22 protein-coding genes and 1 pseudogene are annotated in these 26,243 nt (G+C 72.2%); 15 read left to right on the top strand and 8 right to left on the bottom strand.

Annotated features, from left to right (window positions below):
- Positions 1-16 precede the first annotated feature (16 nt).
- Positions 17-871 carry a proteasome subunit beta gene (prcB, locus tag BN159_RS04480; protein WP_015655718.1) on the top strand — a complete coding sequence of 285 codons (855 nt, stop codon included), beginning with the start codon at positions 17-19 and terminating at the stop codon, positions 869-871.
- Positions 872-880: 9 nt separating this feature from the next.
- On the opposite strand, the gene BN159_RS04475 is transcribed toward prcB, so the two are convergent.
- The 3 genes from BN159_RS04475 to sthA all read right to left on the bottom strand — a co-directional run bounded on the left by BN159_RS04475 (position 881) and on the right by sthA (position 4,972).
- A complete protein-coding gene (locus tag BN159_RS04475) occupies positions 881-1,840 on the bottom strand; it encodes a hypothetical protein (protein ID WP_015655717.1) in 960 nt (319 codons plus the stop codon).
- Positions 1,841-1,850: 10 nt separating this feature from the next.
- Positions 1,851-3,323, bottom strand: coding sequence for an APC family permease (locus BN159_RS04470; protein WP_015655716.1), 1,473 nt, complete (start codon positions 3,321-3,323; stop codon positions 1,851-1,853).
- Between the two features lie 245 nt (positions 3,324-3,568).
- Positions 3,569-4,972 carry a Si-specific NAD(P)(+) transhydrogenase gene (gene sthA, locus BN159_RS04465; protein ID WP_015655715.1) on the bottom strand — a complete coding sequence of 468 codons (1,404 nt, stop codon included), beginning with the start codon at positions 4,970-4,972 and terminating at the stop codon, positions 3,569-3,571.
- A gap of 138 nt (positions 4,973-5,110) precedes the next feature.
- On the opposite strand from sthA, the gene BN159_RS04460 reads away from it, so the two are divergent.
- On the top strand, positions 5,111-6,241 hold the full coding sequence (locus tag BN159_RS04460) for a sulfite oxidase (protein ID WP_041818811.1): 1,131 nt from the start codon (positions 5,111-5,113) through the stop codon (positions 6,239-6,241).
- Between the two features lie 16 nt (positions 6,242-6,257).
- Here the strand turns inward: BN159_RS04460 and BN159_RS04455 are convergent, their stop codons facing one another.
- Positions 6,258-6,461 (bottom strand): hypothetical protein, encoded by a 204-nt coding sequence (locus tag BN159_RS04455; RefSeq protein ID WP_015655713.1) that lies wholly within the window; start codon positions 6,459-6,461, stop codon positions 6,258-6,260.
- Positions 6,462-6,650: 189 nt separating this feature from the next.
- Between BN159_RS04455 and BN159_RS04450 the strand changes: the two genes are divergently transcribed.
- On the top strand, positions 6,651-8,903 hold the full coding sequence (locus BN159_RS04450; protein WP_015655712.1) for an MMPL family transporter: 2,253 nt from the start codon (positions 6,651-6,653) through the stop codon (positions 8,901-8,903).
- 49 nt (positions 8,904-8,952) lie between these two features.
- Here the strand turns inward: BN159_RS04450 and BN159_RS04445 are convergent, their stop codons facing one another.
- Entirely contained in the window at positions 8,953-10,140 is a 1,188-nt protein-coding gene (locus tag BN159_RS04445; protein ID WP_015655711.1) for a glycoside hydrolase family 64 protein, read from the bottom strand.
- A 201-nt stretch (positions 10,141-10,341) separates the two neighbouring features.
- Here BN159_RS04445 and BN159_RS04440 point away from each other — a divergent pair, with 201 nt between their 5' ends.
- Positions 10,342-11,100, top strand: a complete 759-nt coding sequence (locus BN159_RS04440; RefSeq protein WP_015655710.1) for a hypothetical protein — start codon at positions 10,342-10,344, stop codon at positions 11,098-11,100.
- Between the two features lie 8 nt (positions 11,101-11,108).
- On the opposite strand, the gene BN159_RS04435 is transcribed toward BN159_RS04440, so the two are convergent.
- On the bottom strand, positions 11,109-12,035 hold the full coding sequence (locus BN159_RS04435; RefSeq protein ID WP_015655709.1) for a GNAT family N-acetyltransferase: 927 nt from the start codon (positions 12,033-12,035) through the stop codon (positions 11,109-11,111).
- Positions 12,036-12,082: 47 nt separating this feature from the next.
- Complete coding sequence (locus tag BN159_RS04430; protein ID WP_015655708.1) at positions 12,083-12,508, bottom strand: OsmC family protein; 426 nt, start codon at positions 12,506-12,508, stop codon at positions 12,083-12,085.
- A 261-nt stretch (positions 12,509-12,769) separates the two neighbouring features.
- Between BN159_RS04430 and BN159_RS04425 the strand changes: the two genes are divergently transcribed.
- Positions 12,770-13,669, top strand: coding sequence for a GNAT family N-acetyltransferase (locus BN159_RS04425; protein WP_015655706.1), 900 nt, complete (start codon positions 12,770-12,772; stop codon positions 13,667-13,669).
- 67 nt (positions 13,670-13,736) lie between these two features.
- Positions 13,737-14,060, top strand: a complete 324-nt coding sequence (locus tag BN159_RS04420; protein ID WP_015655705.1) for a hypothetical protein — start codon at positions 13,737-13,739, stop codon at positions 14,058-14,060.
- Positions 14,061-14,071: 11 nt separating this feature from the next.
- On the opposite strand, the gene BN159_RS04415 is transcribed toward BN159_RS04420, so the two are convergent.
- Positions 14,072-14,959 (bottom strand): Gfo/Idh/MocA family protein, encoded by an 888-nt coding sequence (locus tag BN159_RS04415; protein ID WP_015655704.1) that lies wholly within the window; start codon positions 14,957-14,959, stop codon positions 14,072-14,074.
- A gap of 240 nt (positions 14,960-15,199) precedes the next feature.
- Here BN159_RS04415 and bdeA point away from each other — a divergent pair, with 240 nt between their 5' ends.
- From bdeA to hypD, 9 genes and pseudogenes are all read left to right on the top strand, one after another.
- Entirely contained in the window at positions 15,200-16,117 is a 918-nt protein-coding gene (gene bdeA / locus BN159_RS04410; protein ID WP_015655703.1) for a bis(hydroxyethyl) terephthalate hydrolase, read from the top strand.
- A 12-nt stretch (positions 16,118-16,129) separates the two neighbouring features.
- Positions 16,130-17,674, top strand: a pseudogene (locus BN159_RS04405) (helix-turn-helix transcriptional regulator); the annotation flags it as partial.
- 211 nt (positions 17,675-17,885) lie between these two features.
- The gene (locus BN159_RS04400) at positions 17,886-19,166 is read left to right on the top strand and encodes a helix-turn-helix domain-containing protein (RefSeq protein WP_015655700.1); all 1,281 of its coding nucleotides are present in this window, start codon (positions 17,886-17,888) and stop codon (positions 19,164-19,166) included.
- Between the two features lie 139 nt (positions 19,167-19,305).
- A complete protein-coding gene (locus BN159_RS04395) occupies positions 19,306-21,018 on the top strand; it encodes a hydrogenase maturation protein (RefSeq protein WP_015655699.1) in 1,713 nt (570 codons plus the stop codon).
- Positions 21,015-21,611, top strand: a complete 597-nt coding sequence (locus BN159_RS04390; protein ID WP_015655698.1) for a hydrogenase maturation protease — start codon at positions 21,015-21,017, stop codon at positions 21,609-21,611. Before BN159_RS04395 ends, BN159_RS04390 begins: the two co-directional genes overlap by 4 nt.
- 54 nt (positions 21,612-21,665) lie before the next feature.
- Positions 21,666-22,415 carry a hydrogenase nickel incorporation protein HypB gene (hypB, locus tag BN159_RS04385; RefSeq protein ID WP_015655697.1) on the top strand — a complete coding sequence of 250 codons (750 nt, stop codon included), beginning with the start codon at positions 21,666-21,668 and terminating at the stop codon, positions 22,413-22,415.
- Entirely contained in the window at positions 22,412-24,739 is a 2,328-nt protein-coding gene (hypF, locus tag BN159_RS04380) for a carbamoyltransferase HypF (RefSeq protein WP_015655696.1), read from the top strand. Before hypB ends, hypF begins: the two co-directional genes overlap by 4 nt.
- 2 nt (positions 24,740-24,741) lie before the next feature.
- The gene (locus BN159_RS04375; RefSeq protein ID WP_015655695.1) at positions 24,742-25,059 is read left to right on the top strand and encodes a HypC/HybG/HupF family hydrogenase formation chaperone; all 318 of its coding nucleotides are present in this window, start codon (positions 24,742-24,744) and stop codon (positions 25,057-25,059) included.
- Complete coding sequence (gene hypD / locus BN159_RS04370) at positions 25,056-26,198, top strand: hydrogenase formation protein HypD (protein ID WP_015655694.1); 1,143 nt, start codon at positions 25,056-25,058, stop codon at positions 26,196-26,198. Before BN159_RS04375 ends, hypD begins: the two co-directional genes overlap by 4 nt.
- Positions 26,199-26,243: the final 45 nt, after the last annotated feature.

Below are 26,243 nucleotides of genomic sequence, written 5' to 3'. Positions count from 1 at the left end.
GACGAGGGGGAGTTCCATGACGCACGGCGAGTACGGCGGGGGACTGGACGAGGAGTTCTTCGTCCCGGGGTCCTCCTCCTTCACCGAGTTCCTCGCGGCGCACCGCCCGGAGCTGCTCAGCACGCGCCGCGTCCTGCCGGACGGGATGCGGGCCGCGCCCGACCAGGTGCCGCACGGCACGACCGTGCTCGCCCTCGCCTACGCCGACGGTGTGCTGATCGCCGGGGACCGGCGGGCCACCATGGGCAACCTCATCGCCCAGCGCGATCTGGAGAAGGTGCATCCGGCCGACGACCACACGGCCGTCGCCTTCGCCGGGACCGTCGGGCTCGCTCTCGACATGGTCAAGCTCTACCAGGTGGAGCTGACCCACTTCGAGAAGATCGAGGGCATCCCGATGACCCTGGGCGGCAAGGCGCGCCGCCTGGCGGGCATGATCCGCGAGAACCTCGGCCAGGCCATGCAGGGACTCGCCGTGGTCCCCCTGCTCACCGGCTACGACCCGGCCCGGCCCGAGGGCGAACGGGGCCGCATCTTCAGCTTCGACCTCGCCGGCGGCCTGTACGAGAAGCAGGACTTCCACGCCGAGGGGTCCGGATCCCCTTACGCCCGGGGCGCGTTGAAGAAGCTGTTCCACCGCGGCATGTCCCGCCGCGAGGCGTCCCTGGCGGCGCTCCAGGCGCTCTACGACGCCGCCGACGACGACTCCGCGACCGGCGGCCCGGACCTCAACCGGCGGATCTTCCCGATCGTCTCGGTCATCACCGAGGACGGCTTCGAGCGGCTGGCGGAAGCCGAGACGGAGCAGCTGAGCCGCGAGATGATCGAGCAGCGCCGAAGCCGGCCGGACGGGCCCACCGCCGCCCCGTGACCCACGCTCTCAGCCGTGCGGCAGCAACTCCTTGCTCCACTTGGCCAGTTGCTTCACCGGGTCCCCGGTGTACGACCACGGGGTGCGGGTCGCCCGGCGGCCCGTCATCCTGAGCAGCGCGGTGGCGATGTCCGGGAGCCCCGCGAGACAGGCGGCGTGGGTGAGGTAGTGCAGATCGCGCAGCTCGCCGGGCGCCACCGCGTGCGCCTCGCGGCCCATCACCCAGCGCTGCCAGGTCCGCCGTACGTCACCGGCCGCCACGTCGTGGTCCCAGTGCTGCCCGAGGCCCATGGCGGAGGTCCGCCCGTGGGCGGCGTCCAGGGCGTAGCGGTACTCCTCGACCCGCGCGTACTGGACCAGCACCGGCAGCGGGCAGCCCGGTGGGGCCACCCCGGCCGCGTCGCGGGCGAAGTCGTACATCAGGCCGTGGGTGCCGTGCCAGCGCGCCGAGTAGTAGTGCAGCACCTGGAGGTGCCCCTCCACACTGTACGGATCGCGCCGGTGCAACTCGTCCCACCAGCGTGCCAGTTCCCGCCGCCGCACCCCGGAGGGGTACAGCCGGGCCACGGAGATCAGCGAGATCCACGGCGTCGGATCGTCGACATAGGACTCGGCGGCCTTGAGACACGCCAGTACGGCCGCGTCGACGCGCCGCTGGTCGATCGGGGTGCCCCGGCCGGCGGCGATGGCCAGGTTGAACGCGCGGGCGGTCTCGGTTGCCGCCCGCAGCACCAGCGCGTCGGCGCTGTTCGGCTCGGCGGCCAGCCAGGACTCCATCGTCGAACTGCCCGCGCAGGCCTGGGCCAGCATGCGCACCCGGTGGCCCCGGGAGAGCCAGTCGGGGCCGGTGATGCGCAGCAGGTCGCGCAGTCCCTGCCAGCGTCCGATGACGATGTCCTGGCGGGCGGAGGTCAGGGGCGCGTCGCCGCAGTCGGGGTCGAAGTCGGGGGTGTAGCGGTCTCGCGCCATCGCGGGCCCCTCAGAAGTCGGTGGGCAGACCCTCGTGGACGCGGACGTGCGCGGGCGGATGGCCCGCGGGCACGTAGTCCGGCGCGATGGCGTGGGCGGCGTCCAGCTTGGCGGGCCGGTAGTAGTCGCTGCCGCGCCGCCAGTACCAGACCATCGGGACAAGACCGGCGGCCAGTCCGCCGATGCCGATCACCACGGCGGCGGGGCTCAGTCCGCCGAGCGACTCCACGAACACCCAGAACATGAACAGGGCGCCGAACAGCGGCCACACCCCGCCGAGGACGAAGTTGGCCGGCGACTTCAGCAGCATCTTGCGGTAGGCGACGACGACCGCGAGGCCGGTCAGGCCGTAATAGACGGCGATCTGGAGGCCGATCGCGGAGATGGCGTCGGAGAGGATGTCGCCGACCGTGCCGAGGGCGTTGGAGGCGACGAACATCACCAGCGCCACCGCGCCGACCACGGCGATCGCCACCCACGGCGTGTTCCAGGTGCGGTGCACCTTGCCCAGCGCGCCCGGCATCGTGCGGTCCCGGCCCATCGCGAACAGGGAGCGCGTGACCTGGATGAGCGTCGTCTCCAGGGTCGCGACCGTGGACAGCATCACCGCCACGATCAGCAGCTTCCCGCCCCAGCCCGGCCAGATCTCCGCACCGAGCACCGCCAGCACATTGGCCTCGTTGGCGTGGACCTGGCCGGCGGACAGGATGACGTTCACCGCGATGGTGAACACCTCGAACAGCAGGAACACCACGCCGAGTCCGATCAGACCCGCGATGCCCGCCGTACGGCGGCTGTTGCGGGTCTCCTCGCTGAGATTGCTGGTGACGTCCCAGCCCCAGTAGTAGAACGCGGCGATCAGCGCGCCCGAGGCGAAGCCCGACACGCCGTCGAACTGGCCGAGGCCGAACCAGGACCAGTCGAAGGCGCGGGCGTTGTCGGTGTGGAAGACGGCGAGCACCGCGAACAGCGCCAGCAGGGCGAGTTCGACCCCCGACATCACGAGCTGGGCGCGCACGGTGAGCCGGGCGCCGCCCAGCACCACCAGCAGCATGAGCACGAACCAGGCCGCGCCCACCAGCGTGGACAGGGCGGTGTTCTCGGCGAGTTGCTCGTCGAACAGGGCCAGCGTCATCGATCCGGCGGGCAGCGAACCGGCCACCATGAAGATGGTCGCCGACACCACCAGCGCCCAGCCGCTGAGAAAGCCCAGGAAAGGATGGAGAGTTCGGCCCACCCAGGAGTAACTGGCGCCCGCATTCACATCGATACGGCCCAGATAGCTGAACGCCAGGGCGATCCCCAGCATCGGTATCGCGCAGTACAGCAACGCGGCCGGACTGGCCGTCCCCACCGCCCCGACCAGGACCGCGGTGGTCGCGGCGAGCGAGTACGCCGGAGCGCTGCCCGCGACGGCCATCACCACGGTGTCGAACGTGCCGAGGGCGCCTGCCTGAAGCCCTCGGCCCCTGTTGTTGCTCATGGCCTGTGCTGCTTTCCGTCGTGCACGTCGCCAGGAGACCGGAAACCTGGACGCCGTATGGGGGGTGGGGGGTCGCACGAGAAGTAGGGGGTGGCGGCGGCCGTGCCGCCGCAGAGTCGGCACACGATCACACCGTGTGTGCAAGTGATGAGTGATGATAGCCCCACCCGCCGACTGCTCAGGACAGGGTGGGGCTTTGGCGGAAGGCGGCCCGAAACGCTGTTCGGAGCAGGGCTGTTGCCGTGCTAGTCGTCCATCCGGTCGACCTGGCGCAGCCGGTTGGTGGCGTCCAGCGCGGCCACCTTGTAGGACTCGGCGAGCGTCGGGTAGTTGAACACCGCGTCGACCAGATAGTCGACCGTGCCGCCGCAGCCCATCACCGACTGCCCGATGTGAATCAGCTCCGTCGCTCCGGAGCCGAAGCAGTGCACCCCGAGCAGCGTGCGGTCCTCGGGGGAGACCAGCAGCTTCAGCATGCCGTGGGAGTCGCCGATGATCTGCCCGCGGGCCAGCTCGCGGTAGCGGGAGATACCGACCTCGAACGGCACCAGCTCCTCGGTGAGCTGGTCCTCGGTACGGCCGACGAAGCTGATCTCGGGGATGGTGTAGATGCCGATCGGCTGGAGGTGGTGCATCCGGCCGACGGGTTCCCCGAAGGCGTGGTAGGCGGCGGTGCGGCCCTGCTCCATGGAGGTCGCGGCGAGTGCCGGGAAGCCGATCACATCGCCGACGGCGTAGATGTGCGGCACCTCGGTGCGGTAGTGCTCGTCGACCGAGATCCGGCCGCGCGGGTCCGCCGTCAGACCGGCCTTGTCCAGGTCGAGATCATCGGTCAGGCCCTGCCGGCCCGCCGAGTACATCACCGCCTCGGCGGGGATCTTCTTGCCGCTCTCCAGCACGGTGACCGTGCCGCGGGGGTGCCGCTCCACGGCGGCGACCGTCTCCCCGAAGCGGAACGTCACGGCCAGGTCCCGCAGTTGGTACTTGAGCGACTCCACGACCTCGACGTCGCACATGTCGAGCATCCCGGCGCGCTTCTCCACCACCGTGATCCGGCTGCCGAGCGCGGCGAACATGGAGGCGTACTCCATGCCGATGACCCCCGCGCCGACGATGACCATCGAGCGCGGCACCTGCTCCAGGTTGAGCACATTGTCCGAGTCCATGATCGTGCGCCCGTCGAACTCGACGCTGGCGGGCCGCGCGGGCCGGGTGCCGGTGGCGATCACGATGTGCTCGGCGGTGAGCAGCTTTTCATGTCCGGTGACCTCGCGCACGGCGACGGTGTGGTCGTCCACGAACCGTCCGGTCCCGGCGTACAGGGCCACCTGGTTGCGGGAGAGCTGGCTGCGGATGACGTCGACCTCGCGGCCCACCACGTGCTGGGTGCGCGAGATCAGGTCGGCGACGGTGATGTCTTCCTTGAGGCGGTAACTCTGGCCGTACAGATCGCGTTGGGTGAGGCCGGTGAGGTAGAGCACCGCCTCGCGCAGTGTCTTGGAGGGGATGGTGCCGGTGTGGATGGAGACCCCGCCGACCATGTCGGGGCGGTCGACGACGGCCACCTTGCGGCCCAGCTTGGCCGCGGCGATGGCGGCCTTCTGGCCACCCGGACCGGATCCGAGGACGAGCATGTCGAAGTCGGGCATTCACCGGAGTCTGGCAGCCCCAAGACCGTTTCCGAAAGGGCGGGCCGAAATCCGAACCCGCCGCACGCGGTGGCCGGTTGAGCCGGGGGCGGGGCCTCGGCAGGGCGTCCGTGCCGCTCCGGCGGGACAATGGCAGGTATGGGTGCACGACTCGGTGACGCGAGCGCACCCGCCCGGCCGCCCGTGTCCGACGAGGCCATCGGCCGGGACGAGCTGGCGCTCGCCACCAGAAACCACGGCCTGCCGCTGGAGGCCCTGCGCTACGACCTCACACCCCCCGGCCTGCACTACGTCCTGACCCACTACGACATCCCGTATGTGCCGGACGGCGCCTCCTGGCAGCTCACCCTCGACGGCCGCGTCCGCCGCCCGCTCCGCCTCGGCCTCGCCGATCTGCGGGCGTTCCCCCAGGTCACCACGCGCGTCACGCTGGAGTGCGCGGGCAACGGCCGGGCCCTGCTCACGCCCCGCCCGGTCAGCCAGCCCTGGCTCGTCGAGGCGGTCGGCACCGCCGAGTGGACCGGCGTACCGCTGCGGCTGCTGCTCGAAGCGGCCGGGGTCGAGGACGACGCCGTCGAGGTCGTCCTCACCGGCGCCGACCACGGCGTGGAGCGCGGCGTGGAGCAGGACTACCAGCGCGCCCTGCCCCTGGACGTGGCGCTCGGCGCCGAGCCCGAGGTCCTGGTCGCGCACGCGATGAACGGCGCCCCGCTGCCCCCGCAGCACGGCCGCCCCCTGCGCCTGGTCGTCCCCGGCTGGTACGGCATGGCGCACGTGAAGTGGCTGCGCGGGATCAGGGTCGTCGACGAGCCGTTCACCGGCTTCCAGCAGGCCGTCGCCTACCGGATCCGGCAGCGGCCCGACGAGGAGGGCGAGCCGGTCACCCGGATCGCGCCGCGGGCCCTGCTGATCCCGCCCGGATTCCCGGACTTCATGTCCCGCACCCGCGTGGTCGGCCCCGGCGGGCTGACGCTGGAGGGCCGCGCCTGGTCCGGCCGGGCGCCGGTGACCCGGGTCGAGATCAGCACCGACGGCGAGCGCACCTGGCGGCGGGCCGGCCTGGCGCCCGACGGCGGACACCCGTGGGCATGGCGGAGCTGGCGGGCCGACTGGACCGCCACACCGGGCGAGCATGTGCTGAGCGCGCGGGCCACCGACGCCGAGGGGCACACCCAGCCGCTCCGGCAGCCGTGGAACCGCGGCGGGTTCGCCAACAACCTCGTCCACCGGATCCGGGTCGTGTGCCCGGACCCGGAGGAACTCGGTTGAACGGCGACCCGGCCGCTCAGGGGAGCATCTTGTCGAGGGCGGCGGGCCCCTCTGCCTCCAGCTTGCGCTTGGCCCATTCCATACTGCGGGGGGTGATGTCCTTGCCCGAGGCAAGGACCAGGTCCTCCGGCGACACCTCGGTGCCGGTGCGGGTGTGGAGCAGGTCGTCCGGGGTGGCACGGTCCTCGGACGGCCCGGACGCGGGCTGTGACGTCGGCATGATCTCTGCTCCTCGGGTCCGGATCCATGGGGCGGCCCCGGCGCTCGCGCGCATGGGTTAGCTATCACCATTCAACGCCTTCGCGCGCCGTGCATCCGGAGGGGCCCGCGAACTGAAAATGACGGGCTGATCGGAACGGCGTCTAATGGTGAGTAGTCATGTCTCGGGCAACGGAGAGATGCCAAGGTCATGTCACCGACTCGCGTCAGCGAGGGGGGAGACGGCGGGGCTCCGGCACCGCCCGCACGGGGGATCCTGAGAAGGCTCGGCGAGACCTGCGCCCGGCACTTCGTGATCGTCATCATCGCCTGGCTGGTGGTCCTGGCCGCCCTCCAGACCCTGAACCATCTGCACGGCGGCGAGTACTCCGACAACTTCTCACTGTCGCAGTCGCAGTCCCAGAAGGGCCAGGAGGTGCTCCAGCAGCACGATCCGCAGGCCGGGGGCTACAGCAGCCAGATCGTCGTGCACGACGCGCAGAAGTCCCTGGACTCGCTGGACTCGCAGATGTCCACCACGGTCGGCGACCTGGGGAAGCTGCCGCACGTCCTGGCGGTGCAGAACCCGCTGACCGCCCCTCCGCCCAAGAGCGGCCAGCCGAACGTCGGCCCGCTGTCCTCCGACGGCAAGACCGCCTACATCACCGTCCGCTTCGACGAGCAGCCCTCCCTGCTCGGGGACAGTTACCTCGACGGCGTCGACGATGCGGTGCAGCCGCTGCGTTCGGCCGGGGCCGATGTCGAGTACGGCGGCCCGCTCGGTGAACTGGCCCGCCCCGAGGCGGACGACCGGGTGAGCGAGCTGATCGGCTTCGGGGTGGCCATCGTGGTCCTGCTGATCGGCTTCGGCAGTGTGATCGCGGCCGTGGTCCCCCTGTTGACCGCGTTGATCAGCGTGGTCGGCGGGCTGGCCTGTCTCGGTCTGCTCGCCGCCGCGTTCACCTTCGCCACCGTCTCCCCGACGCTCGCCACGATGATCGGCATCGGCGTGGGCATCGACTACGCCCTGTTCCTGATCACGCGTCACCGGCAGAACCTCATGGACGGCGCTGATCCGGTGCACGCCGCCGGGCGGGCCGCGGCCACCAGCGGCCACGCCGTCCTGGTCTCCGGCTGCACGGTGATCGTCGCGCTGGCGGGCCTGTACGCCTCCGGGGTGTCGTTCATCGGCAAACTCGGCCTCGCCGCCGCGGTGACGGTGGTGTCCGCGGTCGCCGGCGCCCTGACCCTCGTACCGGCCCTGCTGGGGTTGATCGGCACCCGCATCGACCGCTACCGGGTCCGCAAGCCGGTCGCCGAGACCGACGCCGAACCGGGCGCCACCGCGCACGGCACCTGGCATCGGTACGCGCAGCGCGTGGCGCGGCGCCCGCTGACGTTCCTGTCCGCCGGGGTCGTGACCGTCGCCGTCCTCGCCATCCCGGTCTTCTCCATGCAGCTCGGCCACATCGGCGACGGCGCCGACCCCACGTCCTTCACCGACCGGCGCGCCTACGACCTGATGACCGACGCCTTCGGCCCCGGCTCCAACGGTCCGCTGACGGTCGTGGTGGACCAGACGAAGGTGCCCTCGTCGCAGCGCTCGGACCTGTCCTCGACGGTGCAGAAGAGCCTCGACGGAGTCTCCGGCGCCGCCGCCGTCACCCCGCTCACCACGACCCAGGACGGGGACGTCCTGATCTCCACCGTCTACTCCAAGACGTCCCCGCAGGACGCCGACACCACGGAGCTGACCAACCGCCTGGTCGACGAGACGCTGCCCGGCGCGCTGTCCGGCACCGACGCCAAGGGCTATGTCACCGGCACCACCGCGGCCCAGGTCGACTTCCGTGACATCGTCGCCGAACGACTGCCCCTGATCATCGGCGTGGTGGTCGCGCTGGCCTTCCTGATCATCCTGGCCGTCTTCCGCGGACTCCTCGTCGCGGTCAAGGCCGCCGTCCTCAACGTCCTGTCGATCGCCGCTTCCTACGGCGTCGTCGTCGCCGTCTTCCAGTGGGGCTGGGGCGGCCCCGCACTGGGCGTCAACGGCAAGGTGCCGATCGAGAGCTATGTGCCGATGATGATGTTCGCGATCATCTTCGGGCTGAGCATGGACTACGAGATCTTCCTCCTCTCCCGGGTCCACGAGGCCTGGCTGCGCACCCAGGACGCGAAGGCATCGGTCGCCCACGCCCTGGAGATCACCGCCAGGGTCATCACCTGCGCCGCACTGATCATGGTGAGCGTCTTCGCCGCCTTCATCGTCAGCGACAACGTGGTGGTCAAGATGCTCGGACTGGGCCTGGCCGTGAGCGTGTTGATCGATGCGACCGTCGTCCGGCTGCTCATGGTGCCCGCGGTGATGACCCTGCTCGGCCGCCATGCCTGGTGGACACCGCGCTGGCTGGACCGGATCCTCCCGCACATCGACGCGGAGGGGGAGCACGAGCGGGCGGCCTGAGGGGCCCTTGGGCGGGCACCCCCCTTGGGCTCTCGCCCTCTCGGCCCTCTCAGTTCTCGAACGGCGTGAGCGTCAGCCGGATCCCCGTCGGGGCGGTGTCCTGGATGTACGAGGCGAAGTCGGCGACATCGTCGAAGGCGAAGCCGTACGCCTTGCCGTCCACCGTCGCCGCGTGCAGTGCCGCGGAGTAGTGGTTGGCCAGGGCGCCTCGGTAGAAGTCGGCCGGGTCGGTCGTCGGCTGGGCGGGATGCGAGACCAGCGTCGACCGGTTGAACCCGGCGCCGAGCACCGCCGCGACCGGGCCGGTCGTCCCGTCGTTCGGTGCGGCGAGCGTGCCGTCGCAGAACAGCACGTCCCGCGTCGAGGGCCGTGCGAACGACACCTCGGCGGGCCCGGAGAAGGTCAGCCGCTCACCGCGCACCCGCCCGGTGAAGGCACCCGCGTTGGTCGTCACGACGAGATCCCGGCCGGTGTACGTGCTCCACACCTCGTCGATGTACGGCGCGAAATAGTCCTTCGGGAACAGCCCGGCGTCCAGCCCGTGCCCGGGCGCCAGCACTCGCGTGTCGTCCACCACCAGCCGCTCGAACTCCGCCTTCTGTCCTACGGCCGCGAAGACGGACGCCCGCCCGCCGGGGCGCAGCGCGCCCGTGGTCTGGTCCTTGGCGCCGGTCAGCCGGATGCTCATCGGCACGCTGAACATGTCGACCATCGTGGTGTTGCAGAACATGCCGGAGGAGTTGTAGGTGAACTCGGCACAGTCGTGCAGCACCGGGTAGTTGGGGTCCGAGGCCACCCAGCCCGCCGGGTACTGGAGGGCGGCGTTGCCGTTGCCGTCGGCCACCGCCTTGAACTTCAGCTTCTGACCGAGCGCGACATAGATCCGCCCGGACATGTACGGCAGCGTCAGCTGGGTCTCGCCGCTGCCCGCCAGGCTGATCGCGTAGTCGGTGAAGCCGTCCGGGCCGTTGTCCGACAGGGCGATCGGAGCGAGCGTGCCGTCGGGCGTGACCCGGACCTGGCGGCCGTCCTGGTTGCCGACGATGTAGACGTGGACGCTGCCGTTCCCGAAGGAGCCGCTGTCGTTGACGATCGTCAACGGCAGGCCCGCGGCCGCGGCAGGGTCCGCGAGCGCGTGCGGAGCGAGGGCGGCCACGGCGGGCGCCGCGACGGCGGCGCCGCCAAGGGCGAAGAGCAGCTTGCGGCGGCCGAGTTGACGCTGGTGACGGGGTGTCATGTGGGGGTCTCCGGGGTGCGGGAGGTACGTGGGGGTGGCTCTGAGAGCGCTCTCAGGATGCTCGTCGCGCACGGAGAAATCGAGTGTCCGTCAGAATCCGGCGATCATTTAACGGTGTACTAAGGCTCCCTTAAGGAGGTAGAGTCGCGATCTTCGGCCGGCGGAAGCCGTTCCGGAGTCCCCTTGAGGCTGCCGACGACCATGAAACCCGACGCCACTCCCGTACAGCTCCGCCTCGACCGTGCCCTGGACGGCCTGGCCGTCACCTTCCGCGCAATGACCGCCCGGAGCGACGAGAACCAGTGCGACTGCCACTGGGGCAGCGACGAAGAGCTCGCCCTGCTCAAGACCCCCGACGTGGAGCTCGACCCGGACCTGCTCCGCCGCACCTGGGAGGCCCCCGACTGGCAGAACCACGGCGCCGTGCTGCGCCGGATCCTGCCCCAGTTCGCCCGGGAACTGGTCGCCGGCCGGGTGGATTCGTGGTTCGGCATGCACGAGGTCGGCCGGTGCTTCATGCGCGGCGACTGGCGAGAGTGGCCCGCGCAACAGAGCGGCGCCGTATGGGAGTTCTTGTACGCCTGGTGGTTACGAAGCCTGCTGGACCCGGAGCCCGTCGTGCCCGTGCACGAGCTGTTCGCGATGTGCGCGGAGGCATCCGGCATGGTCACCCCCTGGCTGGATGTCTGGGAGGCGCTCCACCACCCCGTCACCGACCGGCACTTGGCGCTGGCGGTGGACGAGTGGGAGTACGAGCTGCTGGTCGACGAGCTGCCCTGGGACTCCTGGCATGACCGGGAAGCGCTGCGCACCGAACTCGCCGACTGGCTCGTCCGGTGCGCCCCGGAGCGGCTGCGCGCGGTCGACGCGTCCGAGGAACTCCTGCACCGGGTACGCCTGATAGGGCTCAGCGGTCCCGCCCGCTGGGACGATCCGCACTACCCGCACCGCCCCTACTGAGCGCAGGGTCAGCTCAGGACCGTCTCCCAGGTGTCCACGGCGAAGTGGACCGTCATGCCGTGCCGGGCGTACAGGCCCGGCGCGCCCGTGGTGTTGCCGGTGTCCACGCCGAGGCCCACCGTGTCCCGTCCCCGGGCGGCGAACTCCGCGAAGGCGTGGCGCAGCAGCAGTCCGCCGAGCCCCTGGGCGCGGGCCGCGCGCAGTACGCCCACGCTGCGGATCCACCCCATGGCCTCCCGGTCGTTACGGGCGAGGAGGAAGCCCACGTCCCCGTCCTCCTCGGTGCTCGCCAGCCACACCAGCGACCAGTCGAGCGTCTCGGCGTGCACGTCGTGCAGCCACTGCTCGTAGGTGCGCGGCTGGAAGTCGAAGTGCTCGGCGAACGTGGCCTGGTACAGGGCGTGGACCCGCTCGCGGTCCGCCTCGTCGGCGCACGCCCGCAGCCGGGTCCCGGCAGGGACCTGCGGGGCGCGGTCCTCGGCGGGATCAACCCCGCGGTGCAGCACATGGTGGCGCCGTACGACGGACCAGGCGCGCTCGCGGATCAGCTCGGTGTCCAGGGTGGGCTCGGTGTTGAGGTGGAGATGGACCACGGCCCGGGAGGCGCCGTTGGCCTGTGCCTTGGCCAGGGCCCGGGTCTCCAGTGCCGTGAACAGCTGCTGCCCGGCCTCCTGGTGGTCGGGCAGCACATAGTGGTCGGCGTCGATGCGCTCACCGTTCGACTCGTCCCACACCAGCGCGTAGGCCACCAGCCGGTCGCCGTCGAAGGCGAGCCAGGAGTCCTGGGCGAGGTCGAGCTCGGGGTTCTTGAACTCGGCCTCCACGGTGCTCAGATCGGTCTCCGGGCGGCCGATCTCGATCACATCGACCTGGTTGAGCAGCTCGGTGACGGCGGGGGCGTCGGTGAGTTCGGCGGGGCGGACGGCGTAGGACATGGGGTCAGGGTCCGGTGACCGTACGGCCGACCGCAAACGGTTATTGCTCAGGCGTCCTCGACGGTGGCCCTGACCGGCGTACCGGCCTCGATGGTGCGGCTGACCGTGCACAGGCGGTCGTGGGAGGTCCTCACCGCGCGGGGGAGGATCGCGCGGGCCCGGTCGCCGCCCTCGCCCTCGGGGAAGGCGACGGAGAAGGTGACCTCCAGGTCGGTCATCCGGTTGCCCTGCTCGTCGCTGACCTTGTGGCCGGTCACGGTGACCGTGAAGCGGTCGGGCTCTGCGTGCCGGGTGGTGGCGACGTCGACGTCGGCCATGGTGCAGCCGCCGATCGCGGCGAGCAGCAGCTCGACCGGGGTGAAGTCGGCGCCCTCGGTGCCGAATTCGATCGTGCCGCCGCGGGCGTTGACCGCGGTGAAGTGGCCGGAGGCGGTGCGCTCGACGGCGACGGAGCGCAGGGTGTTGTCGGTCATGCCGTCGACCCTAATCGCGTGCGGCTGTTGGTCGTGCGGGGACGCACCCGCGCGAGAACAGGTCGCCGCGCTCCCGCGAAAACAGGTGGACGCGGCCGTGGAAGATCCCCTAGTGTGATCATCACGCCTTGAGACGACGGAAGGAGGCGAGTGCCGTGCAGTTCACCCTCTCCAGCGCTCCCTTCACCGCTGTCCCGGCGTCCTTCGTGTGATCCGACCGGGAGCGCTCTTCGCAGCCTTTCATCCCGGAGGAATCCACCCATGACCGATCTGGTCATCCGTACGCTCGACGAGAGCGACGCCCACCTTTTCGACACTCTGCCCGACCCGCTGGGCGCGCGCGAGGCGCACCGCGCCACCGTGCACCGCCCCGACTGGAAGCGCGTGGCCCTGCGCGACGGCGAGGTCGTCGCGCGCGGCGCCTGGTGGGGCGGCCCCGACGCCGCCGAGCCCATGCTCGTCAACTGGTTCGACGTGGCCGAGGGCGAGGAGGAGGCGGGCGCCGAACTCCTGCGCTCCGCGCCCTGGCAGGTCGAGCTGGAGTTCAACCTGCCCGCCGGCTGGCGCGACAGCGCGGCCCTGAACACCGCCGCCGAGACCCGCTTCGCGGCCGCGCGCGCCGCCGGTTACGAACTCCTCGTCGAGCGCTACCTGTACCGCTGGACCCCGGACTGCGGGCTCCCCGAGCGGCCCGGACGGCTCGTCTTCGCACCCGAGCCCGACGACGCCGTGTTCTTCGACCTGCTGCGCCGCATCCACTCCGTCACGCTGGACGCCCACGCGTTGAAGGCCATCGAGCAGGGCGGCCTCGACCAGGCGGCCCAGGAGGAGCTGGACTTCTTCCACTGGTGTCCCTCCCCGCGCGAGTGGTGGCAGATCGCGCGCACTCCGGAGGGCGAGACCGTGGGCATCCACATCCCGGGGCGCAACCAGACCTCGCCCGTCATCGGCTTCATCGGCGTCGTGCCGGAACAGCGCGGCCGCGGCTACGCCTACGACCTGCTCGCGGAGTGCACGCACTTCCTCGTCGAGCAGGGCGCCGAGGTCGTCAACGGCGCCACCGACCAGGGCAACTTCCCGATGGCCGCGAACTTCGCCAAGGCCGGCCACCCCGTGATCCGGGAGCGGATCGACTTCCACATCCCGGGCGTGACGCAGTAGCAGGGTCACTGTCAGTGCCGGGTGCGATGCTGATCCGGCACTGACAGCGACGGCGTACGGAGGCACGGTGGGATTCGAGGGCGCGGTGTGGCAGATCCGCAGCGGGGACGACTCGGTCGGGGCGATCAGTATCGACGAGGCCGACTTCCCTTGGCTGTCGGGGCACTTCACCCCGGGCCCCGCCTACGCCGCCGTACGCGAGCTGTTCGCCCGCGAACTCGCCCTGCTGGAGCGGGTCGACGAGCACGTGGAGGAGTGGGAGGCGGCCTACGCCGAGATCGAGCGGCGCGTGACCCTCTCCTCCCCGGACGGGCCGGTCGCCGAGTTCCTGCTGCACATCGACGGCGACCGGGCCTGGTTCCGGTGGAGCGAGGAGCCCTTCGAGGACTGAGGGGGACTGACTCAGCCGGCGGTGCTCAGCAGCGCGTCGGCCTCGGCGAGGATCTCCGTGACCCGCAGCCCGAACGCCGCGTCGCACGGATGCGGACGGCCCGTGCGGACCGCGGCGAGCAGGGCGTCCGTCGCCCGCGCGAAGGCCGACACGGCGCCCTGCGCGCTCGCCGGGAGACGGGTCACTCCGGTCTCACCGCGCAGTTCCACACCGGCTCCGGCCGCGGCCGGAGGAGCGGTCAGGCTCAGCGTCAGCGTGCTCGACGCGCCACCGGCGTGCTCCAGCACCAGATGCGCGGTGTCCCCGGGCCCATGCGCGGCCGCCGCCACCCGCCGCACCTCCCCGAGCACCGGCAGCAGCACCGACAGGGCATGCGGGCCTACGTCCCACAGAGCGCCCTTCTCCCGCCGCCACGGCGAGTTGGCGAACGGGCTGTCGCCGCCGCTGAACACCGCGCCCAGCCACTGCGCGTGCGCGGTGAACCAGCCCCCCGCCGCGGCCTGTTCGGCGATCCACTCCTCGGTCTCCGGCTGGAACCGGGTGGTGAAGAACACCACCGATGCCACTCCGGCCTCCCTGGCGGCTTCGGCCACCGCCCGCCCCTGCTCGACCGTCGTCGCCAGCGGCTTGTCCAGGAGGAGGTGACAACCGGCCCTGGCGGCCCGTACCGCCAGCTCGGCCTGCACGGCCGGCGGCAGGGCCACGGCGACCGCGTCCACCTCGGCGAACAGCGCGTTGACGTCGTCGTAGGCCCGAATGCCGTGCCGGCCGGCGAGTTCCTTCGCCGCGTCCGCGCGGCGGCCCCACACCCCGACGAAGTCCACTTCCGCGTGCCCGTCGAGGGCCGGCGCATGGGCCAACTGCGCCCACGGGCCGGTGCCGAGCAGTCCGATGCGCATAACCGTCGCCTCTCCACGCTGCCGTAACGGTGACGATCGAGCGTTTCACACCGACCCGGGCCCGGAGCAAGCAGGGACGCCGGGAGCACAGCCGGAAACGGGTGCACGAGACCGGTGACATTGCCGGTCCCTACTGCCGGACGGGGCGCCCACAGTGGCACCGCCAGTCCACCGGCGGCGCCCGGCGGCGCAGTGCTCCCCCTGCCGCCCCGTCCGCCACGACAGAGAGGACGACTCGTCGTGCAGGTCCACCCCCACTCGAGGCACCCCCACACCAGGCCCCGAAGGGCCGGCCGGCTCGCCGCCGCGGCGGCGGCCCTCGCAGCGCTCCTCGGGCTCGCCACCCTCACCGGCCCCGGCGCCCACGCCGCGGACAACCCCTACGAGCGCGGCCCCGCGCCGACCACCGCGAGCATCGAGGCGGCGCGCGGCCCCTACGCGGTCTCGCAGACGTCCGTGTCCTCGCTCGCCGTCACCGGTTTCGGCGGCGGCACGATCTACTACCCGACCAGCACCGGCGACGGCACCTTCGGCGCCGTGGCGATCTCGCCCGGGTACACCGCCTACGAGTCCTCGATCGCCTGGCTGGGGCCGCGCCTGGCCTCGCAGGGCTTCGTGGTGTTCACCATCGACACCCTCACCACCCTCGACCAGCCCGACTCGCGGGGCCGTCAATTTCTTGCCGCACTCGACTGCTTGACGGAGCGCAGCTCGGTGCGCGGCCGTGTCGACAGCAGCAGGCTCGGCGTCATGGGCCACTCCATGGGCGGGGGCGGCAGCCTGGAGGCCGCGAAGTCCCGGCCGTCGCTCCAGGCCGCGATCCCGCTCACGCCCTGGAACACCGACAAGACCTGGCCCGAACTCAGCACACCCACGTTGATCTTCGGAGCCGACGGCGACACCATCGCCCCGGTCGCGAGCCACGCCGAGCCCTTCTACGGCAGCCTGCCCTCCGGCTTGGACCGCGCCTATCTGGAGCTGAACGGCGCCACCCACTTCACGCCCAACTCGTCGAACACGACGATCGCGAAGTACAGCATTTCCTGGCTCAAGCGGTTCATCGACAACGACACCCGCTATGAGCAGTTCCTCTGCCCGCTGCCCCGGCCGAGCCTGACCATCGAGGAGTACCGGGGCAACTGCCCGCACAGCGGATGATGTTGTGCCCCCGCACGGCCGCCGCCCGGCTTGCCTGGGCGGCGGCACATTCATTGTGCACTCACGGTGCGCATGGCGTTACGCGCAAGTAACCTCGCGGGAATGATCGATGACGGGAGCGGGCGGGCGGTGGACCGTGGGCGGGCCGAACTCACCCGTGGGCGCGTGCAGTTGGGGGACGGGCCGGTCGACGACGCCCGGGAGACCCTGCTGTTGGCGGTCTCCCTGCTCGCGGCCGAGGAGCCGGAGCAGGCGGAGGCCGCGCGCCTCGCCGCGGTGGATGCGGCGTGGGCCGCGGGGGACCTGGCTGGCTGCCTGAAGGCGCTCGACGGACCGGGTGCGGACCGGTCCGGTGCCACGGCGGACTACCGCGCCGGTATGCGGCCCCTGCTGGAGCAACGGCCCGACCGCGCGGCGGGGCCGTTGAGGCGGGTCATGGTCCACGCGGACTACCGGCCCGAGCATCTGTTGCGCTGCGCGGTCGCGGCCCTGCTGCTCGGCGATGTCGTGGTGGCCCGCCGGGCCGGTGCCCGCGCGCTCGCCGTGGCCCGGGACCGGGACTCCGCCGCGCTCCAGTCCCGGGCCCTCGAGTACCTCGCCTACGCCGAACTGCGCGCCGGACGGCACGCCCAGGCCCGCGCCCACGCCGAGGAAGGCGTGCGGACCGCGCGGCGCGCCGGACGGGGCAACACCGCGGCCCATCACCAGGCCATGCTGGCCCTGGCCGCGTCCCTCGTCGGTGACCGGGCCACCGTCACGGCACACGCCGCCGCCGCGCTCACCACGGCCCGCAGACACGGCCTGGCGCAGGCGGCGACGCTGGCGGAGTGGGCGGTGGCCCGTACCGACCTCGGCTGCGGACGTCCCCTCGACGCCGCCGACCGGCTCGGACCGCTGGTGCTCCCCGGTGTGCGGCGCGGTCACTTCGCGGTCTGGATGCTCGCCGTGCCCTGCTTCGTGGAGGCCGCCGTGCTCGCCGGGCGCTTGGCGGAGGCGCGGGCTGTCGTGGCGGACTTCGCGCGGTGGGCGGAGTTCGGGGCCGATCCGCACGCGCCCGCCCAGCTCGCCCGCTGCCGGGCGCTGCTCGCGCCCGCGGACCGGGCCGACGGGCTGTATCTGCGGGCGCTGGCCCGGCACGACGCGGCCGGCGGGGACTTCGAGCGGGCCCGCACCGAGCTGCTGCACGGCAAATGGCTGCGGCGCCGCAGACGGCTGCGCGAGGCACGGGCCCGGCTCGGGGCGGCGCTGGTCGGGTTCGAGCGGTGCGGGGCGCGGGCGTGGGCGGAGCAGACGCGCGGGGAGCTGCGGGCCAACGGGGTCGCGGGGCAGCAGGGCGCGGGTGCGGAGCGGCGGGTCGGCGGGGAGCTGGCGCGGCTGACCCCGCAGCAACTGCGGATCGCCCGCCATGTCGCCGAGGGGGCCACGAACCGGGAGGTCGCCCTGAGCCTCGCGGTGAGCACCCGCACGGTCGACTACCACCTGCGAAAGGTCTTCGCCACGCTCGGCGTGCGGTCCCGGATGGAGCTGGCCCGCATGGTCGATCAGCAGGGCCGATGAGGGCCGACGTGCGGTTCTGTGAGGGTTGGGAGAAAAAAGAACGGTGCACGACCCTAGGGACCGACCGGACGGTATGTCATCCTGCGGGGCAGGACGAGTCGGGCGGCAGCCGCCGCCGTACGGGTTACCCCGGCGACACGGCCGACCGGATACCGCTGAGTTTCCCGGCACGGGCGCACCGCTGGGAGACCAAGGTTGTGGGAGGACCGCGATGCATCCTGCCGTAGTGACACGCGCGATGATCCGCACCGGACCGGTGCCCGTTCCGCAGCCGCGGACCGTGCGCCGGCGGTCGCTGATCGACGCCGACGCGTTGCGTGTCCTGCACCGGGCCGCGCGCGTCCTCATCGAAGACCTGCCCGACCTCACCGACCGGCTGGTGGCGATCGTCCAGGAGCAGGAGGCCGCCTACCGGACCGCGCTCGAGACCGACTACGCCGGCACCTGGCAGGAGGTGCAGCGCTCGCTGCGGCACAGCGTGCTCTCGCTGCTCGACCCGCGCGGCAACCGGGACGCGGCGCGCCGCTGCTCATGGAAGATCGGCGTGCGCCGGGCGGAGCAGGGGGTGCCCCTGGACGCCCTGCTGCACGCGTTCCGGCTCGGCGGGTCCCTGGTGTGGCAGCGGCTGGTTGAGGAGACCTCCCGGACGGCACCGGAGGACGTACGGCTGCTCGTCCATGTGGCGACGGACATGTGGAACTTCGTCGACGAGCACTGCACTCTCGTGGCGGACGCCTACCGGCAGGCCGAGCGGCAGTTGGCCTGGCGGCGCGAGAACCGGGTACGGCTGCTCGCGGCCGCCCTCCTCGACGGCACCAGCCGCATCGCCGACCTGCCCGAGACCGCCGACGGCCTCGACCTGCCGGAACACGGCCGGTACGTCGTCGTCGCGGTCGCCGGCGGACGGCCGACGGGCCCCTCGGGCGCCCGCGCCGCCGCCGTACCACCCGGCACCCGCGTGCACTGGCACTCAGGAGTGGAAGTGGACTACGGCATCGTCCTGGTCGGCGACGAGGACCCGGAGGACGACGAGGACCCGGTGGAGGGCATGGACCTGACCGCCCCGGGACGAAAGATCGGCATCGGCAACGTGGTCACGGGCCTGGCCGCGGTGGGCGACGCCCGCCGCCTCGCCGACCTCGCGCTGAGCATCTGCCCGCAGACGGGCGGCACGATCCGGCTGACGGAACACCTCCCCGAGGCCCTGGTCATCTCCTGCCCCGAACTCGGCGCGACCCTCGCCGACCAGGTCCTCGGGCCGCTGCTGAGGCTGGAACCGGCCGACCGGGACATCCTCCTGGACACCCTGTCCGCCTGGCTGACCTGCGACGGCTCCGCCCAACGCGCGGGCGAGCGCCTGTACTGCCACCGCAACACGGTCCTCAATCGGCTGAGGCGTTGCGAGCAGCTGACGGGCCGCTCGCTGGCCCGGCCGCTGGACGTGGTGGAGATCAGCCTGGCGTTGACGGCACGGCGGCTGCTGCGCGGCTGAGACGCCGACGCCACGGCGGGCGGCACGACCCGCGACCGCCCGGAATGCGATCCGGATGGAGGAAGAGACCTGCCGCAGGCAGCCGAAACGCCGTGGTGATTCTTCCCAGCTCCCCGCAAACCGGCGAGCATCCGGCGTCATGGACATCTTGCTCGTCGCCAGCGCGTTCAACAGCCTGTCCCAGCGTGTGTACGCCGAACTGTCCGACCTCGGTCACCAGGTGGACGTCGTCCTCGCCTCCCACGGCCCCGAGGCGGTCCGTGCCGCCGCGCGCGAGCTGCGCCCGGAGCTGATCCTCGCTCCGATGCTGAAGACGGCGCTCCCCGAGGACGTATGGCGGGAGTACACCTGCCTCGTCGTCCACCCGGGACCGCCCGGCGACCGTGGACCGTCCTCCCTGGACTGGGCGATCGCCGAGGCGGCGCCGCACTGGGGAGTGACGGTGCTCCAGGCCGAGGCGGCGATGGACGCGGGCCCCATCTGGGCGACCGAGTCGTTCCCGGTGCCGCCGGTGGGCAAGAGCGACCTGTACCGGAGCGAGGTGGGTGACGCCGCCTCGGCGGCCGTCCGCACGGCCGTACGGCGCTACGCCGACGGTTCGTTCAAGCCGCGCCCGCAGGGCGATCCCGCGGTGCACGTGGTGTGGCGTGACGCCTTCCGGCAGGAGCGGCGGCGGATCGACTGGGGGACGGACGGCACGGAGGTCGTGCTGCGCAAACTGCGCGGCGGCGACTCGCAGCCCGGCGTCCTGGACGAGATCCTCGGCCGGGAGGTGTTCCTGCACGGCGGACACCCCGAGGACCGGCTGCGCGGACGGCCCGGCGAGCTGCTCGCCACACGCGCGGGGGCGGTCTGCCGGGCCACCCGGGACGGTGCGGTGTGGATCCCGGAGCTGCGCCCCCGCAAGAACTCCGGTGACCCCGCCCCGTTCCGCCGCCCGGCGGCCGACGTGCTCGCCTCCTTCGCCGCCGACGGTCCGGGGCACAGTCCACCGCCGGAGGACCCCGCCCCGCTCGAACTGCCCCCCGACCGGCGGACCTGGACCGACATCCGCTACCGGCAGCACGGCGACACCGGCATCCTGACCTTCTCCTTCCCGGGCGGGGCGATGAGCACCGAGCAGTGCCGCAGGCTCCTCGCCGCCTACCGGTTCGCGCTCACTCGCCCCACCTCGGTACTTGTCCTCGGTGGGGCGCGCGACTTCTTCGGCAACGGCATCCATCTGAACGTCATCGAGGCGGCCTGCGACCCGGCCGGCGAGTCCTGGGCGAATCTCCACGCGATCGACGACCTGGTCGAGGCGGTGCTGCGCACCACCGACCGGCTGGTGGTGGCGGCCCTCGGCGGCAACGCGGCGGCCGGCGGCCTCATGCTCGCGCTCGCCGCCGACGAGGTGTGGTGCCGCACGGGCGCCGTCCTCAATCCGCACTACCGCAGGATGGGTCTGTACGGCTCGGAGTTCTGGACGTACTCGCTGCCGCGCCGCGTCGGAGAGGAGACGGCCCGTCGGCTGACGAGCGAGGCGCTGCCGCTGAGTGCCGCCACCGCGGCACGTATCGGTCTGGTGGACCGGCTCGTGCCCGTCCCGGCCCGGGAGTTCGCCGCCGCGACCGAACGCGGGGCGACAGCTCTCGCCGGTGACCCGGACCTGGCGCGGCGCATCGCCGCGAAGGCCACGGCACGGCGGGCCGACGAGGCGCGGCGCCCGCTCGCGGACCACCGGCGGGCCGAACTCGCCCGGATGCGTGCCGTCTTCTTCGACCTCCGGGCGCCGTACCACGCCCTGCGGTCGGCCTTCGTCAGAAAGCAGCCCGGCGGATGCGACCGGCCACTGAGCGGGGACGCGCGATGACCCGCTCCGGTACGCGGCTGCTGGTGGCGGGCGTCGGCAACATCTTCCTCGCGGACGACGCCTTCGGCCCCGAGGTCCTGCGCTCCCTGGAGCGGCGCCCCCTGCCGCCCGAGGTGCGGGCGCGGGACTTCGGCATCCGCGGCCTGGACCTTGCCTACGAACTCCTGGACGGCTACGACGTCACCGTCCTGGTCGACGCGGCCGAACGGGGCCACCCGCCCGGCACGCTGTCCCTGATCGAGCCGGAGCTCCCCGGCGGCCCCCGCGCCACGGCCCCGCCCGAGGCGCACGGCATGGACCCGGCCAAGGTGCTCGCCCTGGCCGCCCATCTCGGCGACGGACCGCTGCCCCGCGTCCTCGTGCTGGCCTGCGAACCCCAGGTACGCCCGCGCGGCGACGAGGACATCCTCCCCGGCATCAGCGCACCCGTGGCGGACGCGGTCGAGCGGGCCGTGGACGCCCTGCACGCCTTGGTCCCCGAGTTGCTCGCGGATCCCACGTCCAGCCCCCGGTTGAGCCGCCCGGAGGAATCCCCGAACCCGTCCGCGGCAGGGCTCGCCGCTCGGTCGGCCCGCGACGTCGAGGATCGATGACCGGGACGCCACCCTGTCCCGGTTCATCCGAGCCCGTCGTGAGGAGCTGCGCCCATGTGCGAGTCCGAGGACGTCACCCACGCCGCCCAGGCCGTCCTGGCGAAGAACGACGGCCTGGCCGCGCGCCTGCGGGCCGACCTGGCCCGGCGCCGGGTGAGCGTGGTCAATCTGCTGTCCAGCCCGGGCAGCGGCAAGACGGAACTGCTCGCCGGCGTGCTGGCGCGTGCGGTGGAGCGGGGCATCCCGGTGGCCGCGCTCACCGCCGACCTGGCGACGGAGAACGACGCCCGCCGGCTCGCCCGCTCCGGGGCACCGGTCAAGCAACTTCTGACCGACGGCCTGTGCCATCTGGAGGCCCGGCAGTTGGGCGGGCATGTGGCGAACTGGCTGCCACCGGACACCGCGCTGCTCTTCGTGGAGAACGTCGGCAACCTGGTCTGCCCGGCCTCCTACGACCTCGGCGAGACCTTGCGGATCGTCCTCATGGCGGTGACCGAGGGCGCGGACAAGCCGCTCAAGTACCCCACCGCCTTCGGCTCCGCCCATCTGGTGGTCCTCACCAAGACGGATCTGGCCGAACCGGCAGACTTCGACGCGGCGGCCTTCGACGCCCATGTACGGCAGGTCAATCCCGGGGTGGAGATCGTACGGTCGTGCGCGCGCACCGGCGACGGTGTCGACACCGTCCTGGAGCGGGTGCTCGCGGTGCGGGACGGGGCCCCGGTGCACCGTCCGCCCCTCGCGCCGCACCCGCACGGCCACGTGCACGAGGACTCCGGCCTCCCGGCCGGCCAAGTTTCGTGACAGCGCCCACCACCCCGGCGGTACGCCGCCGCGTCGTCGTGCACGGCACCGTGCAGGGCGTGGGCTTCCGCCCGTACGTGCACCGGCTGGCCTGCGACCTGCTGCTGTCCGGATTCGTCAGCAATACCGCGTACGGCGTGCTCATCGAGGTGGAGGGCACACCGGAGGGCGTGGTCCGGTTCTGCGACCTGCTGGCCGCCGAGCCGCCACCGCTGGCCGCCGTCACCGGCCTCGGCGTCGAGGACGTACCCGCCACGGGCGCCGACGACGCCTTCACCATCCGCACCACCGAGCAGTCCCCTGGCCGCACCCAGCTGCCGCCGGACACCGCCACCTGTGCCGACTGCCTGCGTGAGCTGGCCGATCCGGGCGACCGCCGGCACCGCCATCCCTTCGTCACCTGCACCCACTGCGGACCCCGGTTCACCATCGCCACCGGGATGCCGTACGACCGGGTGGCCACCACGATGTCCGGCTTCCCGCTGTGTCCCGCCTGCGCCCGGGAGTACGGCGATCCCGGTGACCGGCGGTTCCATGCCCAGCCCGTGGCCTGCCCCGACTGCGGACCCCGGCTGCGTCTGGTGCCCGCGCCCGGCACCGGAATCCGCCCCGCCCGGGGCGCCGACGCGACGGCGGCGGCACGGGCGCTGCTGGCCGCCGGACGGATCGTCGCGGTGAAAGGCCTCGGCGGCTACCACCTGGCCTGCGACGCCGACAACCCACGGGCCGTCGACGCACTGCGCACCCGTAAGGCCCGAGGCGGCAAGCCCTTTGCGGTGATGTGCGCCGACCTCGCCGACGCGGAGCGGCTCGCCGAGATCTCCGACGCCGAGCGCGCCGCCCTCACCGGGCCCCGGCGCCCGATCGTCCTGCTCCGCCCACGCCCCTCGAACCTCGCCCCCGGTGTCTGCCCCGGCAGCCCGCACCTCGGCGTGATGCTGCCCTACACCCCCGTGCACACCCTGCTGTTCGGACTGCCCGGCGATCCGCCGGGCCCGCGCGCGCTGGTCATTACGAGCGGCAACCGTTCCGGGGAACCGATCGTCACCGACGACGAGGAAGCACTGACCCGGCTGGCGGGACTGGCCGACGCCTGGCTCGCCCACGACCGCCCCATCGCCGCGCCGTGCGACGACTCACTGCTGCGGGTGCGCCCCGACGGCACCGAGCAGGTGCTGCGCCGCTCCCGCGGTTATGTGCCCAGGCCGCTGCGCCTGCCGTTCTCGGTGCGCCCCACGCTCGCGGTGGGCGGCGACTTGAAGAACGCGCTGTGCCTCGGCGAGGGCGATCAGGCCTGGTTCGGCCCCCACATCGGCGACATGGGGGAGCTGACGACCCTGGAGGCCGCGCGGCGGGCCGAGTCCCATCTGCGGGCCCTGACCGGGGTGCGCCCCGAACGCGTCGTCGCCGACCGCCACCCCGGCTACCACTCGTCACGGTGGGCCCGCCGACGAGCCTCGGGGCTGCCCGAACCGCGCCCCGTCCTCGTCCAGCACCACCACGCGCACCTCGCCTCCACGATGGCCGAGCACGGCCTCGACGGCACCACGCCCGTGATCGGCGTCGCGTTCGACGGCACCGGTTACGGTGACGACGGCACCGTCTGGGGCGGTGAGTTCCTGCTCGCCGACTACGTCGGCCACCGGCGCTTCAGCCGGCTGACCCCGGCCCCGCTCCCCGGCGGCGACGCGGGCGTCGCCAACCCCTGCCGTCTTGCGCTGGCGCGGCTGTGGGCCGCCGGCCTGCCATGGGACCCGGCCCTGCCCAGCGTCACCGCTTGCGCACCCGATGAACTCGCCCTTCTCAAAAGGCAGCTGACGCGCCAGGTGGCCTGCGTGCCGACCTCCAGCATGGGTCGGCTCTTCGATGCCGTCGCGTCCCTGGTGGGGGTGTGCCATCGCGCGGGATACGAGGCCCAGGCCGCCCTGGAGCTGGAGGCCGCGGCGGCCTCGGCCTGGGGCGGCGACAGCGCGGCGTACGCCTTCGGCGTCGGCCCCCGGGGCTGTGATCCGGCGCCGCTGCTCGGTTCGATCGTCGCCGACCTGCGCAGCGGCACCCCCGCGCCGGTCATCGCCGCCCGCTTCCACCGGGGCGTGGCGCGCGCCGTCCTGGAGATCTGCCGGCGCGCACGCGAGGCCACCGGGCTCACGGTCGTCGCCCTGAGCGGCGGCGTCTTCGCCAACGCACTGCTGGAGTTGGAGTGCACGACGCTGCTGGCCGACGACGGCTTCGCGGTGCTCAGGCACGGCGAAGTCCCGCCGAACGACGGCGGGTTGGCCCTCGGCCAGCTGGCGGTCGCGGCCCACGAACGACGAACGGAGTGACCATGTGTTTGGCAGTGCCCGGCAAGGTCGTGTCCATCGACACCGGATCCGATCCGCTCACCGGGACGATCGATTTCGGCGGCGTGCGCAAGGAAGCCTGCCTGGAGTACGTCCCCGAGGTGCGGATCGGTGAGTACGTCATCGTGCACGTCGGTTTCGCGCTCCAGCGCCTGGACGAGGAGTCGGCGCTGGCCTCCCTGAAACTCTTCGAGGAACTGGGGTTGCTGGAGGAGGAGTTCGGCGACGCCTGGGAACAGGCGGCCCGGGACGCGGGAGTCGCCGCGGTGGGCGAGGAACCCCGAGAGAGCGAGGCCCGGTGAAGTACATCGACGAGTTCAACGACCCCGAACTGGCGCGGCTGCTGCTGGACGAGATCCGCGCCACCGCCACCCGCCCCTGGGCCCTGATGGAGGTGTGCGGCGGGCAGACCCACTCCATCATCCGGCACGGCATCGACCAACTGCTGCCCGAACAGATCGAGTTGATCCACGGCCCCGGCTGCCCCGTCTGCGTCACCCCGCTGGACGTCATCGACAAGGCACTGGAGATCGCCGCGCGCCCCGGCGTGATCTTCTGCTCCTTCGGCGACATGCTCCGCGTCCCGGGCACCGACCGCGACCTGTTCCGGGTCAGGGGCGAGGGCGGCGACGTACGGGTGGTGTACTCGCCGCTCGACGCCCTGGAGCTGGCCCGCCGCAACCCGGACCGGGAGGTGGTCTTCTTCGCCATCGGCTTCGAGACGACAGCCCCGGCCAACGCCATGGCCGTGCACCAGGCCCGCCGCCTGGGCCTGACCAACTTCAGCCTGCTGGTGTCCCATGTGCGGGTTCCACCCGCGATCGAGGCCATCATGACGGCCCCCGCCTGCCGGGTGCAGGGGTTCCTGGCCGCCGGGCATGTGTGCAGCGTGATGGGCACGGCCGAGTATCCGCTGCTCGCCGACCGTTTCCGGGTACCGCTCGTGGTGACCGGCTTTGAACCGCTGGACATCCTTGAGGGCATCCGCCGGGCGGTACGGCAGCTGGAGCGCGGTGAGCACCGGGTGGAGAACGCCTACCCACGTGCCGTGCGTGCGGAGGGCAACCCGGCCGCCGTACGCATGATCGAGGAGGTCTTCGAGGTCACCGACCGGAACTGGCGCGGCATCGGGCCCATCCCCCGCAGCGGCTGGCGACTGACCGAGGCGTTTCGCGCCTACGACGCCGAGCATCGCTTCGACGTCACCGGCATGCGGACCGAGGAACCCGCCGAGTGCCGCAGCGGCGAGGTGCTCCAAGGACTGATCAAGCCGACCGAGTGCGCCGCGTTCGGCACCACCTGCACCCCGCGTTCCCCGCTCGGCGCGACCATGGTCTCCAGCGAGGGCGCCTGCGCGGCCTATTACCTCTACCGCCGGATGAACGGCCCCACTGCGCAGACCGCCCAGGCCGTCCGCGAGGAGATGAACCCCGTTGTCTGAACTCGTCGAACCGACGGTCGACCCCGCCGACTGGACCTGCCCCGC

It is taken from the genome of Streptomyces davaonensis JCM 4913 (assembly GCF_000349325.1).
Classification (GTDB): domain Bacteria; phylum Actinomycetota; class Actinomycetes; order Streptomycetales; family Streptomycetaceae; genus Streptomyces; species Streptomyces davaonensis.
Note: the sequence above shows the minus strand (reverse complement) of the source record. Positions and strands in the feature narration are given on the sequence as shown.